The organism is Aeromonas ichthyocola (genome assembly GCF_046087985.1).
GTDB lineage: Bacteria > Pseudomonadota > Gammaproteobacteria > Enterobacterales > Aeromonadaceae > Aeromonas > Aeromonas rivipollensis.
Genome location: NZ_JBJSWH010000002.1, coordinates 543,353 through 558,713 on the forward strand (window position 1 = coordinate 543,353; position 15,361 = coordinate 558,713).

6 protein-coding genes are annotated in these 15,361 nt (G+C 64.4%); 2 read left to right on the top strand and 4 right to left on the bottom strand.

All coding sequences use genetic code 11. The annotated features are described in order from the left end of the window. Nucleotides 1-18: 18 nt before the first annotated feature. Nucleotides 19-8,526, top strand: coding sequence for a GH36-type glycosyl hydrolase domain-containing protein (locus ACF2JD_RS07190; RefSeq protein WP_440987089.1), 8,508 nt, complete (start codon nucleotides 19-21; stop codon nucleotides 8,524-8,526). A gap of 54 nt (nucleotides 8,527-8,580) precedes the next feature. Here the strand turns inward: ACF2JD_RS07190 and ACF2JD_RS07195 are convergent, their stop codons facing one another. Beyond that, nucleotides 8,581-9,306, bottom strand: a complete 726-nt coding sequence (locus ACF2JD_RS07195) for a Crp/Fnr family transcriptional regulator (RefSeq protein ID WP_106886082.1) — start codon at nucleotides 9,304-9,306, stop codon at nucleotides 8,581-8,583. A gap of 375 nt (nucleotides 9,307-9,681) precedes the next feature. Between ACF2JD_RS07195 and ACF2JD_RS07200 the strand changes: the two genes are divergently transcribed. After that, a complete protein-coding gene (locus ACF2JD_RS07200; RefSeq protein WP_290027596.1) occupies nucleotides 9,682-10,014 on the top strand; it encodes a hypothetical protein in 333 nt (110 codons plus the stop codon). A 208-nt stretch (nucleotides 10,015-10,222) separates the two neighbouring features. On the opposite strand, the gene ACF2JD_RS07205 is transcribed toward ACF2JD_RS07200, so the two are convergent. The 3 genes from ACF2JD_RS07205 to dnaE form a co-directional block, all read right to left on the bottom strand. Beyond that, nucleotides 10,223-10,540, bottom strand: coding sequence for a BON domain-containing protein (locus tag ACF2JD_RS07205; protein WP_440987090.1), 318 nt, complete (start codon nucleotides 10,538-10,540; stop codon nucleotides 10,223-10,225). A gap of 373 nt (nucleotides 10,541-10,913) precedes the next feature. Beyond that, the gene (gene accA / locus ACF2JD_RS07210; RefSeq protein WP_025327902.1) at nucleotides 10,914-11,864 is read right to left on the bottom strand and encodes an acetyl-CoA carboxylase carboxyl transferase subunit alpha; all 951 of its coding nucleotides are present in this window, start codon (nucleotides 11,862-11,864) and stop codon (nucleotides 10,914-10,916) included. Nucleotides 11,865-11,880: 16 nt separating this feature from the next. Then, the gene (gene dnaE, locus ACF2JD_RS07215) at nucleotides 11,881-15,360 is read right to left on the bottom strand and encodes a DNA polymerase III subunit alpha (protein WP_139745758.1); all 3,480 of its coding nucleotides are present in this window, start codon (nucleotides 15,358-15,360) and stop codon (nucleotides 11,881-11,883) included. Nucleotide 15,361: the final 1 nt, after the last annotated feature.

A 15,361-nucleotide genomic window follows, 5' to 3' on the forward strand; every position in this document is an offset into this window, starting at 1 on the left:
ACGAGCAGGAGAGGGCCCATGAATGAGTGGTTAGCCGGATGGCTTGGCGTGCATAGCGCCACCGGCCCCTGGCTGAGCAAGGAGCCCATTCGTGAAGAGCTGTTCGGCATAGAGCGGCTGGAGCTCCATGCCACTACCCTGGCCGAGGCGCAGCCGGTGACGGCGACCCCCATCTCTGTGCCCTCCCTGCATCTGCGGCTCAAGGCCAACGAGGCCGTCCTCTCCCGCGCCTACCGGAGCAGCGCCGCCGAGCTCGAGCTGGGTCATGATCTGACCCACGCGGCCGAGTGGTTCCTCGACAACTATCACCTGGTCGAGGCCCAGCTCTACGAGATCCGCAGCAGCCTGCCCGGCGGTTACTACCGTCAGTTGCCCAAGCTCGCCGCCGGCCCCTTCGCGGGCTACCCCAGGGTCTTTGGCATCGCCTGGGCCTTCATCGCCCACAACGACAGCCACTTCGACGCCGAGATCCTGAGCCGCTTCATCCTCGCCTATCAGCGCGTGCAGCCCCTGACCATAGGGGAGCTGTGGGCCGTGCCCATCACCCTCAGGATCGTGCTCATTGAAAACCTGCGCCGCCTGGTGGAGCAGATCACCCTGGCCCAGCAGATCAGAGCCGATGCCGATGCCCTCTGCACCCGGCTGCTCGTGGAGGGCTGCGCCGTCTCGGCGCTCAACGAAGACATCGCCTCCCGGGCGAGCGGCCCGCTCTCCGAGCTGTTTGCCGCCCAACTGGTCAAGCAACTGCGGGATCAGGACCCCAACACCACACCGGCACTCGGCTGGCTGGAGGAGCGCCTCACCCGGCAAGGCCTGTCGGTAGAGGAGGTGGTGCAGCATGCCCAGCAGCGCCAGGGCGCCTCCAACGTCACCATTCGCAACGTCATCACCAGCATGCGCCTCATCTCCGGCATGGACTGGAGTGAACTCGTCGAGGGGATGAGCCTGGTGGATCATCAACTGCGCGCAGAGAGCCCCTTTGCCGAGATGGACTTCCCCACCCGCAACCTCTATCGCCAGGCCATAGAAGAGTTGGCCCGCTACTCCGACCACGGCGAGCTGGCGGTCACGGCCAGGGTCCTGGCCGCGACCCGGCTCCCACCGGAGGAGCAGCAGGACGAGATCCGGCGAAGAGCAGCGGAGCCCGGCTACCACCTGATCGCAGAGGGGCGACCCGCCCTCGAGGCCGAGCTCGGATTTCGCCCTCCCCTGCGCCTTCGCCTGCACCGCTTTTACGCCCGGCTCGGCATCCAGGGTTACATCGGCATCATCACTTTGCTGACCCTCTTTCTGCTGGCCCTGAGCCATCGCCTGCTGGTCTCCCCAGATGAACCCTGGTCACTCTGGATGGGGCTCTTCTTCCTGTTTGCACTCCTGCCGGCCCATGCCGTGGCCCTGGCCCTGGTCAACTACCTCATCAGCGCGCACCTGGTTCCCAGCCCCCTCCCCGCCATGGATCTCACCCACGGCATCCCGCCCTCGCTGCGCACCCTGGTGGTCATGCCGACCCTGCTGGTGTCGCCATCCGAGCTGCTGGCACAGGTCGAGCAGCTGGAGGTGCATCATCTCTCCGGGGTCAGCGGCGATATCAGCTTTGCCCTGCTCAGCGACGGTGTGGATGCGCAGCAAGAGCGGCTGCCGGGGGATGAGGCCCTGCTGGTGGCGGCGCGCCAGGCCATTGCCCGGCTCAACGAAAAATATGGCCCTGGCCCTTCGGGGGATCGCTTCTGGCTGCTCCATCGCCACCGCAGGTTCAACCCGGGCGAGGGGTGCTGGATGGGGTGGGAGCGCAAGCGGGGCAAGCTCTACGAGCTGAACCGCTTGCTGCGCGGCGCGGCGGATACCAGCTTCATGGCGACGGACGGCCAGCCCCCCGCCATCCCCCAGGGGGTGCGCTATGTCATCACCCTGGACGCTGATACCCGCCTGCCAAGAGATGCCGCCAGCCGGCTGATTGGCAAGATGGCCCATCCTCTCAATCATCCCCACCTCGACGCCGGACGCCAGCGTGTCACCCATGGCTACGGCATACTGCAGCCCCGGGTCACCCCCTCGCTGCCGCTGGGTCAGGACGGCTCCTACTATCAGCGGCTCTACTCGGGGCCCGGGGGCATGGATCCCTATGCCGCCACCGTCTCCGACCTCTATCAGGATCTGTTCGGGGAGGGCTCCTTCACCGGCAAGGGCATCTATGACGTGGATGCCTTCACCGCCGCCCTGGCGGGGCGCGTGCCGGACAACAGCCACCTGAGCCATGATCTGTTCGAGGGGATCTTCGCCCGGGCGGGGCTCGCCTCGGATATCGAGGTCGTCGAGGAGTTTCCCTCCCGTTATGACGTCAGTGCCAAGCGCCAGCATCGCTGGACCCGAGGGGACTGGCAGTTGCTCGCCTGGATCTGCCGGCGTAGCCGCGGGCAGGACGCCCTGCCGCTCATCGGGCGCTGGAAGATGTTTGACAACCTCTGCCGCTCCCTGCTGGCACCCAGCACCTTGCTGGCGCTGCTGGCCGGCTGGCAGTTGCCGCTGGGCACAGCAACAATCGCCAGCCTCCTGTTGTTCGCTGCCCAGGCATTGCCCCTCTTCCTGCCGCTGCTCTTCACCCTGATCCCCCGCAAGCGGGATATCCTGTGGCGCCACTACCTGGGGATGGTCGGCCAGCGGCTGCAGCGGGCCTTCATGCAGGCCCTGCTCAGCCTGGTGTTTCTGGCCGATCAGGCCTGGCGCATGACGGATGCCATAGTGCGCACCCTGTTTCGCCTCTTCCTCTCCCATCGCCACCTGCTGGAGTGGACCACCTCGGCCCAGAGTTCGGGTTCACCGCGCCTGGCCTGGACCGGGTTTTATCGGCTGATGACGGCCGGGGTGGTGCTTGCCATTGGGGTCAGCGGCCTCACCCTGCTGGGAACCCCCACCGCCTGGCCCCTGGTGCTGCCGGTCAGCCTGCTCTGGCTGCTGGCTCCGCTGGTGGCCTACTGGACCAGCCGCCCCCCCGACCTCGCCAGACAGATGAGCTGCACTCCCGCCCAGGCCGCCGAGCTGCGCCTGGTCGCCCGCCAGACGTGGCGCTATTTCGAGACCCTGGTCACCGATCTGGACAACCAGCTGCCGCCGGACAACGTGCAGGAGAGTCCGCAGGAGATCATCGCCCATCGCACCTCCCCCACCAACATGGGGCTCTATCTGCTCTCCGCCCTGGCGGCCAATGATTTTGGCTGGGCCGGGTGCTGCGCCACCCTCAAGCGGCTGGAAGCCACCCTGGCCGTGATGCAGCGTCTGCCCCGTTTCAAGGGTCACTTCTTCAACTGGTACGATACCCGCAGCCTGCTCACCCTGGAGCCGGCCTATGTCTCTTCGGTGGACAGCGGCAACCTGGCCGGCCACCTGCTGGTGGTCGCCACCGGCTGCGATCGATGGCAGCAACAGGCGGGGGACGGCGCCATTTGCAGCGGCATCCTGGATACCTGCCTGCTGGCGGAGCAGGCCCTGCAGGCCTACGCCATGAAGGAGAGCGGCCAGGTGCAGGCCCTCGGCGCCAGCCTCAAGGAGATCCGTGGCCAGCTCGCCCGCCCCCTGTCGGCAACCCACCAGCTCCCGGTGCTCGCCCGGCTGACGGTGCAAGCCAGCCACACGGCGCACCAGCTCGATCTGCAGGCCTGTCAACGGGAGGGGGAGGAGCTCCTCTTCTGGCTGGAGGCCCTCAAGCGGGTGGTGGCCGAACATCTGCAGGATCAGGCCGCCGACCCCGAGATGCGCCAGCGACGGCTGCACGCCCTGGCAGCCCAGGCCCGCGCCCTCGCCATGGGGATGGACTTCGGGTTCCTGCTCAATGAGGAGCGCCGCCTGCTCTCCATCGGCTACTCCCTCTCCGACAACAGGCTCGACGGCAGCTGTTACGATCTGCTCGCCTCGGAGGCGAGGCTGGCCAGCCTGTTTGCCATCGCCAAGGGGGATGTCGTCACCAGCCACTGGTTCAGGCTGGGACGGGCGGCTACCCCCCTGGGCACAGGGGCCGCCCTCATCTCCTGGTCCGGCTCCATGTTCGAGTACCTGATGCCCGCCCTGGTGATGCGGGCCCCGGTCGGCTCGCAGCTTGAGCAGACCAGCCGGCTGATCGTCGACGCCCAGATCCGCTACGGCCACGCCCTCGGCATCCCCTGGGGCATCTCGGAGTCCGCTTACAACGCCAGGGACATGGAGTTCACCTACCAGTACTCCAATTTCGGCATCCCCCAGCTCGCCCTCAAACGCGGGCTGGCCGAGGACAAAGTGGTCGCCCCCTATGCCACCGGGCTGGCCGCCATGATCAACCCGGGAGCGGCCCTGGCAAACTTCCAGCGGCTGGCCGCCATGGGAGGCCGCGGCCGTTACGGCTTCTACGAGGCCCTCGACTTTACCCCCTCGCGCCTGCCCGACAGCCAGCAGGTTGCCATAGTGCAGAGCTTCATGGCCCACCACCAGGGGATGACCATAGTGGCCCTCGCCAACGCCCTTCACGGGGGGCAGATGCGCGCCCGTTTCCATGAAGACCCCATGGTGCAGGCCTGCGATCTGCTGCTGCAGGAGCGGATCCCCCAGGACATGGCCATCGTTCGGCCCCACGCCGCCGAGATCAAGGCCTCCCTCACCCAGGGCGGCTTCGAGGTGAGTTCGGTGCGCCGCCTCTCCTCGGCCAGCCTGGGGGCCCCTGTCACCCACCTGCTCTCCAATGGCCGCTACTGCGTCATGCTGACCGGAGCCGGGGCGGGTTACAGCCGCTGGCGCCACATCGCCATCACCCGCTGGCAGGAGGATGCCACCCGCGACCACTGGGGCTCCTTCCTCTTCCTCCATGATGTCCAGAGCGGTGAGACCTGGTCCCCCTGCGCTCATCCTCTTGGCAACTCGGATCCGAAGGGAGAGGTGGTTTTCTCCGAGGATCGCGCCCAGTTCGTTCATCATCACGATCGCCTGACCACCACCCTGGAGGTGCTGGTCTCCGGTGAGGCGGACGGGGAAGTGAGGCGCATCTCCCTGAGCAACCGCGGTCGCCGCCTTCGTCATATCGAGCTCACCTCCTATGCCGAGCTGGTGCTGACCACACCGGAGGCGGATCGCGCCCACCCGGCCTTCAGCAAGCTCTTTGTGGTCACCGAATACCTGGCCGAGCTGGGGGCCCTGATTGCCACCCGGCGGCCCAGATCCCCCGAGGAGGTGGAGGTGTGGGCCGCCCACTTCATCATCGTCGAGGACCATCTGGCCGGGACCCTGCAATATGAATCCGACCGTGCCCGCTTCATCGGCCAGGGGCGCACCCTGGCCACCGCCCACGCCTTGCAGCGCCATGTCCCCCTCTTCAACACCACGGGCACAGTGCTCGACCCCATCTTCGCCCTGCGCCAGCGGGTCCATGTCCTGCCTGGCAGCAGCACCCATGTCGCCTTCTGGACCCTGGTGGCCCCCTCTCGGCCGGCGCTGCTCGATCTCATCGACCAGCACCACAACCGCCACGCCTTCCAGCGGGCCAAGACGCTGGCCTGGACCCAGGCCCAGGTGCAACTGCACCATCTCAACATCCAGCCCTCCGACGGGGCCAACTTCCAGCGGCTGGCCGCCCCCCTGCTCTATGGGGATGCCCGATTCCGCGCCGCCTCGGCCACCATAGCCCGTGGCCTGACGCGGCAATCGGCCCTCTGGCAACAGTCCATCTCGGGGGATCTGCCCATCATGCTGCTGCGCATCGACGATGTGGAGGATCTGGCCCAGGTGCATGAGCTGCTGCTGGCCCACGAATACCTGCGGATGAAGCGGCTGGCCGTGGATCTGGTGATCATGAACGAGCATGTCTCCACCTATGTGCAGGATCTGCAAAACGGCATAGACACCGCAGTGCGCAGCAGCCAGTCCCGGCCGCGCTTCCATGCCGAGCTGGCCCAGGGCTCCGTCTACACTGTGCGCCGCGACCTGATGAGCGGCGAGCTGTGCGAGCTGCTGTACGCCGCGGCGCGGGTCGTGCTGATAGCGCGCCGCGGCCCCCTGCAAGAGCAGCTCGCCCGCCTCAAGGAGCCGCCACCGCGGCCCTTCCCGGTCACCCCCGCCAAGGCCCACGGCCAGGCGCCCATCAAGCCCCCCCATCACCCCGAGCTGGCGTTTTTCAATGGCCTGGGGGGCTTTGCCAGGGAGGGGCGCGAATACGTCACCCTGCTCAGCGGCGAGCAGACCACGCCGGCCCCCTGGATCAATGTGATCGCCAACCCCGGCTTTGGCTTCCAGGCCTCCACCCTCGGCAGTGGCTACACCTGGGCCGACAACAGCAAGGAGAACCAGCTGACCCCCTGGTCCAATGACCCTGTGACGGATCCCGCCGGCGAGGCCATCTACATTCGCGACGAGGATAGCCTGGCGCTGTGGAGCCCCACAGCCCAGCCCATCCGCGACGGGGGCCAGTATGTCGCCCGTCATGGCTTTGGTTACAGCCGCTTTGAACACCAGGCCCACGGCATCCACAGCGAGCTGCTGCAATACGTGCCGGTGGCGGACCCCGTCAAGATCTCTCGCCTGACGCTGCACAATTTGACCGGCAACGCCCGCCGGCTCTGCATCACCTGCTATGCGGAGTGGGTGCTGGGGGCCTCCCGCGCTGCCAGCGCCCCCTTCATCACCACCAGGATGGACGAGCAGACCGGGGCCATGCTGGCCCGCAATCCCTGGAACGCCGCCTTCCCCGAGCGGGTGGCCTTCCTCGACCTCGGTGGCAGGCAGACCAGCTGGACCGGCGATCGCAGCGAGTTTCTCGGATACCAGGGCCAGCTCGCCGCCCCGGCGGCGCTGCAGGGCGGCCGGCCCCTGTCCGGCAGAACCGGGGCCGGCATAGACCCTTGCTCGGCGCTGCAGACTCACGTTGATCTGGCGCCGGGCCAACGGCTGGAGATCCTGGTGCTGCTCGGTCAGGGGGAGTCGGACGAGCAGGCCTCTGCCCTCATGCTGCGTTATCGCCAGGATCTCGATGAGGTACTGGAACAGGTCGAAGCCCAATGGCAGGGGCTGCTTGGCGCCGTGCAGGTCAAGACGCCAGATCTGGCCATGGACATCATGCTCAACGGCTGGCTGCTCTACCAGACCCTGGCCTGCCGACTCTGGGCCCGCTCCGCCTTCTACCAGGCGGGAGGGGCCTATGGTTTTCGCGATCAGCTGCAAGACGGCATGGCCCTGGGGTTCGCCGCTCCCCGGGATACCCGGCAACACCTGCTGCGGGCGGCGGCTCGCCAGTTTGTGGAAGGGGACATGCAGCACTGGTGGCTGCCCCACTCCGGTCAGGGGGTACGCACCCGGATCTCGGATGACAGGGTCTGGCTGGCACTCGCCACGGCCACCTATGTGCGCAGCAGCGCCGATGACGCAGTTCTCGAGGAGCAGATCCCCTTCCTGGAGGGCCCCTCCCTTGGGCCGGATCAGCAGGATGCCTTCTTCCTGCCCCAGGTCTGCGAGGAGGTCGCCTCCCTCTATGAGCACTGTGCCCGCGGCCTGGATCAGGCCATGGCGCTCACCGGCAGCCTGGGGCTGCCGCTCATGGGATCGGGGGACTGGAACGATGGCATGAACCGGGTCGGCAGTGCCGGCAAGGGAGAGAGTGTCTGGCTGGGCTGGTTGCTGCTGCGCACCATCAGCCTGTTCGCTCCCCTGGCCCGGGCCCGTCACGACGGTCGTGCCGAGCGCTGGCTGGCTCACGCCGAGCGGGTCGGGGCCGCCCTGGAGCAGCACGCCTGGGATGGTGCCTGGTATCGCCGGGCCACCTTCGACGACGGTACCTGGCTGGGAGCGAGAAAGAGCCCCGAGTGCCAGATAGACGCCATCGCCCAATCCTGGGCCGTTCTCTCCGGCGCCGCCGATCCGGCCCGGGCCAGGATGGCCATGCAATCCCTGGAGCGCCATCTGGTGCGCTACGAGGAGGGCCTCTCCCTGCTGTTCAGCCCGCCATTCGACACCCTGACCCAGGACCCCGGCTACATTCGCGGCTATCCCCCGGGGCTTCGCGAGAACGGCGGTCAATATACCCATGCCGCCGTCTGGGCCGTCCTGGCCCTTGCCCGCCTAGGGGAGACGGACAAGGCCTGCCGGCAATTTGCCCTGCTCAACCCCATCAACCACGCCCTGAATGGCTCGGCCATGGCGCGCTACAAGGTGGAGCCCTATGTCATGGCGGCGGATATCTATTCGGTCGCCCCCCATCAGGGCCGGGGTGGCTGGACCTGGTACACGGGAGCGGCAGGCTGGATGTATCAGGCAGGGCTCGACGGCATACTGGGCATCACACGTGAGGGGCAGGCTCTGCTCATCACCCCCAGACTGCCCAGCCACTGGCCCGGGTTCAGCGTGGCGATCACCCTGGAGAACTGCCACTACAGGATAGAGGTGAGTGCCGAGCCCCCATCAGGGCAGCAAGGGGGAAGCGTGCGACTCGATGGCGTGCTCCTGGCGCCCGCCCCCCTGCCACTGCGCATCCCTTTTCAGGAGGGGCAGCACAGGGTCGAGATCACGCTGGCGCGCTGACGGCCATCCCATGGCCGTCAGGGGAGGCTATCGGAGTCCGGGTATGGGGTGTATTCAGGGTTTGGGGACTATGGGCAGGTAGGGCAGCAGCCGGTCCGTCTCGGCCTTGACCACCGCATAGCATTCGCAGCTGAGCTGCTCCAGCTTGGGCCTGTCCAGCACTGTGATGTGACCACGGCGGTACTCTATCACCCCCAGCTTTTGCAACTTGCTCGCCGCATCCGTCACCCCCTCCCGCCTGACCCCCAGCATGTTGGCGATCAGCTCCTGGGTCATGGAGAGCTTGTCGCCCGAGAGCCTGTCGAGGGAGAGCAGCAGCCAGCGGCAGAGTTGCTGATCGATGGAGTGGTGACGATTGCACACCGCCGTCTGCGCCATCTGGGTCAAGAGCGCCTGGGTGTAGCGCAGCACCAGGTGCAGCATGTCGCCGTGCAGATTGAATTCGCTTTTGAGCAACTGCCCTTTCAGGCGGTAGGCATGGCCCGCACTCTGCACCAGGGCGCGGCTGGTGGTGCTTTCGCCCCCCATGAACAGGGCCACCCCGATCAGCCCCTCGTTGCCCACCACGGAGATCTCCGCCGAAGCGCCGTCTTTCATCACATAGAGCAGGGAGACGATGCAGTCGATGGGGAAATAGACATGGCGCAGGGCGTCGCCCGATTCGTACAAGACCTTGCCCAGGGGTAAATCTATGTATTCGAGGTGCGGCAGCAGACGCGTGTAGACCTCGGGGGGCAGGGCCGCCAGCAAATGGTTCAACCGCGGATGATGCTCAGGCATGTCTCTCTCCAGGTGGCGACTCACACGACAATTCAATCAAGGCTAAAGATAGGGCAAACCCACGACCTGGGCTAACGTATCGACGCCATCACCACTGAATCGCCCGCAATCCCCGAGCGGCCATATGTCCGTCATTCACACACACCCTGTTATGTGTCCTAACGTACCGACACAACAATACGGATGAGGCATATTGAGGTCGTTCTGACACCCACAGACGCAGTGGGCGGCATGCTTGTTCGGGTGCCACTGCATCTCACAGCCAATCGCAGTCATTGCTCGACATCAGGGCGCAATGGGACTGCCACCCCATCCACCTAGAGATGCCAGAGGGAGCGCCTCTCCCCCGGCACACAGCGGATATGGAGAAATATCATGAGCCCAGCTGAAAAAAGCGCCTCAGTCACCAAAGAGGACGCCAGCGTCATCCCTGCCGGGGAGAAGAGAGAGGCAGACCATGCCGCTCACAACATCAACTCCACGGTGAAGCAGATGACCGAGAACACCCACGAGGCGGTCGACAAAGTCGCCAAGGCGGTCAATTCAACCGCCAACGTCTTGAGCGAGAAAGGCAATGAGATAAAGGAGGCCAGAGCCTCCAACCTCAAGGAGCTGCGCGGCAAGATCAAGAGCAACCCCATGGGCAGCATCGGCATAGCGATCGCCATCGGCTTTATCGCAAGCTGGTTGTTGATAGCCATTTTCTAGCGAAAAGCCCCGAGGCCCATCATCATGGGCCTCGGGGCCATTTCGTCATGCATCTCAACCTAGCAAAAGAGGAGCCAGCATAGACCGGCAAGGATATCGATGGCCATATCGTAAAGACGACAGAAGAGATTTTTCAGGGGATCTATGTGAATAAGGGGTGGCTATATCCACCCCTTATATTTCATTGTTCAACGGTTGGGTCAGGTCATTATTTCAGACGCAGGTCATTTTTGACTGATGTGACGCCATTAACCCCGCTGGCCACCCTGCTGGCTCTGTCGATACTCGCCTTGGAGCTGACAAAACCGCTCAATTGCACCACCCCTTTGAAGGTTTCTACATTAATTTCTGCCGATTTGAGTTCAGGGTCGGAAAATATCGCAGAGATCACCTTGGTGGTGACCACGGAATCATCGATATATTCTCCCGTTCCTTCCTTGTTGGCCGTTGAGGCGCAGCCCATGGCGATGGCGGCCAGCAACAGGGCGGCAACGAAGGCATTGGTAACATGGTTAGGGTTTTTCATGACGATCTGACTCCCTCTCGAGTGAACATGACGCTGGCAACATCTGGAGAATGACCAGCCATGGCGCCCTGCCTCTCACACCACAGAGCTGTTACCGTTGCTGCACGCTGACTGGCGCATTGACGGCAACCTGTATACCTGACAGCCAGGTTATTCCCCTTCCCCCTCCCCGTCTGTACGCTGGCGAACACAGCCGTCCTGCTTTTCCACCCGGGTTCCGCCGAACCCACCCCACTCAATGCCACGCACCATCAAGGGCGATAAAGTACCCCGCCAACAAGGCCCCAAGGTTCAGCCCAAAAAAAGAAGGCCCCCGCATCAGCAGGGGCCTTCCGGCACTTTTCAGGCACTCTTCAGGGCACAAGGCCGGGCATCAGCAGTAGCCGTAACCCAGCAGGCGCTGATAGCGCTGCTCCAGCAACTGGTCGCTGTCCAGCGGGCGCAAGGCAGCCAGGTCTTGCTTGATGCGATCCTTCAGGCGCTGGGCCATCAGCTCCACGTTGCGGTGGGCGCCGCCGAGGGGCTCTTCGACTATGCTGTCGATGAGTTTGAGCTCCTTCAGGCGCTGGGCCGTGATGCCCATGGCATCGGCGGCCACCGGTGCCTTGTCGGCGCTCTTCCACAGTATGGAGGCGCAACCTTCCGGCGAGATGACGGAGTAGGTGGAGTACTGCAGCATGTTGACGCGATCGCCGACACCGATGGCGAGCGCGCCGCCGGAGCCGCCTTCACCTATCACGGTGCAGACTACCGGCACTGTCAGGCCGGCCATGACTTTCAGGTTGCGGGCGATGGCCTCGGACTGGCCACGCTCCTCGGCACCCACGCCGGGGTAGGCGCCCGGGGTGTCGATGAAGGTGATGATCGGCATCTTGAAGCGTTCGGCCATCTGCATCAGGCGCAGGGCCTTGCGGTACCCTTCCGGGCGCGGCATGCCGAAGTTGCGACGGATCTTCTCCTTGGTCTCGCGACCCTTCTGCTGACCAATCACCATCACAGGCTCGCCGTCCAGGCGGGCTATGCCGCCGACGATGGCCTTGTCATCGGCGTAGGCGCGATCACCGGCCAGCTCGTCGAAGTCGGTGAAGATCTGCTCGATGTAGTCGAGGGTGTAGGGGCGCTGGGGATGACGCGCCATCTGGGACACCTGCCAGGCACCCAGATCGCCGAAGATCTTCTTGGTCAGCTCTTCGTTTTTCTTCTCCAGCCGACGGATATCTTCGCTGAGATCCACGGCACTGTTGTGCTCGCTCACATGGCGAAGTTCATCGATCTGAGCCTGCAATTCGGCGATCGGCTGTTCAAAATCCAGAAAAAGACTCATAGGGACAATAGATCCTCTAATCAAAAACCAATTCAACCCGCTCTCGTCCAAGCAGGACTCGCAAGTCATCTATCAGTTGATCGGTGGGCGTCACCCGCCACTCGGTACCGAGCGTCAATCGCGCCCGGGAGCCGGGCCGACGATAGTTTACCTGAACCGGACAGACTCCGGCACGGGCGGGCTCCAAAATCTCGCACAAACGCGGGAAAAAGCGTTCGTCAATGCGTTGTTCATCGAGGGAAATGCGGATCGCCCTGGCGAAACGCTCCCTCGCATCGTTGATATCCAGCAATTCGCGGGCCGACATTTTAAGGCCACCGGAGAAGTCATCAAAGCTGACCTGTCCAGAAACCACTAAAATACGGTCTTTTTGCATCAATTCTTCGTATTTTTCCAGCGCTTCACTGAAGAGGGTCACATCCAGACGGCCGGATCTGTCGTCCAGGGTGAAGATCCCCATCTTGTTGCCGCGCTTGGTCACCATGCTGCGGGCCGCGATCACCAGCCCCGCCGCCGTGGTCACCGTATCCCGGGAGGTGGGATGCAGATCGCACAGACGGCCCGAGGTGTAGCGACGCAGCTCGCTGCTGTACTGGTTGATGGGGTGACCGGTGAGGTAGAGCCCGAGGGTCTCGCGCTCCCCTTCCAGCCACACCTTGTCGGGCCAGTGCGGCACGTTGGCGAACGCCTTCTTGACGTCGTCTATCTCCTCGGTGAGCACCCCGAACATGTCGACCTGCCCCACCGCCTGCGCCTTGGCGTGCTGCTCGGCGGCGCGCATGGCCTCCTCCAGCGTCGCCATCAGCGCCGCCCGGTGCGGGCCGAGTCTGTCCATGGCGCCGGAGAGGATGAGTTTTTCCATCACCCGCTTGTTGAGCTTCTTGATGTCGACCCGGTTGCAGAAGTCGAACAGATCCCGGAAGGGCCCGTCCTGATCCCGCGCGCTGAGAATCGCATCTATGGGGCCCTCGCCCACACCTTTCACCGCGCCTATGCCGTAGACGATATGGCCATCTTCGTTGACCGAGAAGCGATAGCGACCTGTGTTCACATCAGGGGGTATGACGGTCAGCCCCATGCGCTGGCACTCGTCCACTAGCGTCACTATCTTGTCGGTGTTGTCCATGTCGGCGGTCATCACCGCCGCCATGAACTCGGCCGGGAAGTGGGTCTTGAGCCAGAGGGTCTGGTAGGAGACCAGTGCATAGGCGGCGGAGTGGGACTTGTTGAAGCCGTAGCCCGCAAACTTCTCCACCAGATCGAAGATCTTGATCGCCAGCTCGCCGTCGACCCCGTTCTTGACCGCCCCTTCCTCGAAGCCGGAACGCTGCTTGGCCATCTCGGCGGGGTTCTTCTTGCCCATGGCCCGGCGCAGCATGTCCGCGCCGCCCAGGGTGTAGCCCGCCAGCACCTGGGCTATCTGCATCACCTGCTCCTGGTAGAGGATGATGCCGTAGGTGGGCTCCAGTATGGGTTTGAGGCTCTCGTGCTGCCACTTCTCGTCCGGGTAGGAGATGGCCTCCTTGCCGTGCTTGCGCTCGATGAAGTTGTCCACCATGCCGGACTGCAGCGGGCCCGGACGGAACAGGGCCACCAGGGCGATCATGTCTTCGAAGCAGTCGGGCTGCAGCCGCTTGATCAGATCCTTCATGCCACGGGATTCGAGCTGGAACACCGCCGTGGTCTCGAAGCGCTGCAACAGCGCGAACGACTTCTTGTCGTCGATGGGGATGGCGGCGATGTCGACCGGCGGCTTGCCCTCCTTGGCCAGGCGCGGGTTTATCATGCCGAGCGCCCAGTCGATGATGGTGAGGGTCCGCAGCCCCAGGAAGTCGAACTTCACCAGGCCCGCATACTCCACGTCGTTCTTGTCGAACTGGGTAACAGGGTGATGGCCGGAGTCGTCGCAGTAGAGCGGCGCGAAGTCGGTGATCTTGGTGGGGGCTATCACCACACCACCGGCGTGTTTGCCGGCGTTGCGCACCACACCTTCCAGCCGGCGCGCCATGTCGATGAGGTCCTTGACCTCCTCGTCCTGCTCGTAGAGCTCCGGCAGCTTGGGCTCGGCCTCGAATGCCTTGGCAAGCGTCATGCCCGGATCCGGCGGAATGAGCTTGGAGATGCGATCCACGAACCCGTAGGCGTGGCCCAGCACCCGGCCCACATCCCGCACCACCGCCTTGGCCGCCATGCTGCCGAAGGTGATGATCTGGGACACCGCCTCCCGGCCATACATCTCGGAGACGTGCTCTATCACCTCGTCCCGTCTGTCCATGCAGAAGTCGACGTCGAAGTCGGGCATGGAGACCCGCTCGGGGTTGAGGAAACGTTCGAACAGCAGATCAAACTCGAGGGGATCCAGATCGGTGATCTTGAGGGCGTAGGCCACCAGGGATCCCGCCCCCGAGCCCCGGCCCGGGCCAACGGGGATGCCGTTGTCCTTGGACCACTGGATAAACTCCATCACTATGAGGAAGTAACCCGGGAAGCCCATCTGGTTGATCACCTTGAGCTCGATGTCGAGGCGCTCGTCGTACTCGCCGCGCTTGGCGGCGCGTACTTGCGGATCCGGGAACAGGAAGGCCAGACGGTCCTCCAGTCCCTCCTTGGACTTCATCACCAGGAAGTCTTCGGTACTCATGTCACCGGTCGGGAAGTTCGGCAGGAAGTATTCGCCCAGACGCACAGTCACGTTGCAGCGCTTGGCGATCTCCACCGTGTTTTCCAGCGCCTCGGGAATGTCGGCAAACAGCTCGCACATCTCCTCCTGGCTGCGCAGGTACTGCTGCGGGCTGTAGCGGCGCGGACGGCGCTTGTCCATCAGGGTGTAGCCGTCGTGGATGGCGACCCGGATCTCGTGGGCATCGAAGTCGTCGGCCCCGAGGAACACCACCTCGTTGGTGGCCACCACGGGCAGCTCGAACTCGGCGGCGATGGCCACCGCCATGTGCAGATAGACCTCTTCATCGGGTCGACCGGTACGCAGCAGCTCGAGGTAGTAGGCATCCGGGAAGTGAGTCCGGTAGAAGGCGAGGCTCTGCTCCACCATCTGGCGGTTGCCCTTGAGCAGGAACTTGCCGAGATCCCCCTCGCGACCGCCTGAGAGCACTATCACCCCCTTGGCATGTTCGACCAGCCAGCCCTTGTCGATGACGGGGCGCCCCTGCACGTGACCGCGCTGGTAGCCGCGAGAGATGAGCAGGGTGATGTTCTGGTAGCCGTCGTTGTCCATGGCAAGCAGGGTGAGGCGGAACTGCTCGTCGCCGAGCTCATCGCTCTGCACCCAGAAATCCGCCCCGACCAGGGGCTTGATCCCCTTGCCATGGGCCGAGCCATAGAAGCGCACCAGGCCGCACATGTTCATCTGGTCGGTCAGGGCCAGGGCCGGCATGTTGTTGGCTGCGGCTGCCGAGACGATGGGGCCAATCTTTTGCAGGCCATCGACCATGGAGAAGTCAGAGTGGACCCGCAGGTGGACGAAGCGAGGATCGGCCATG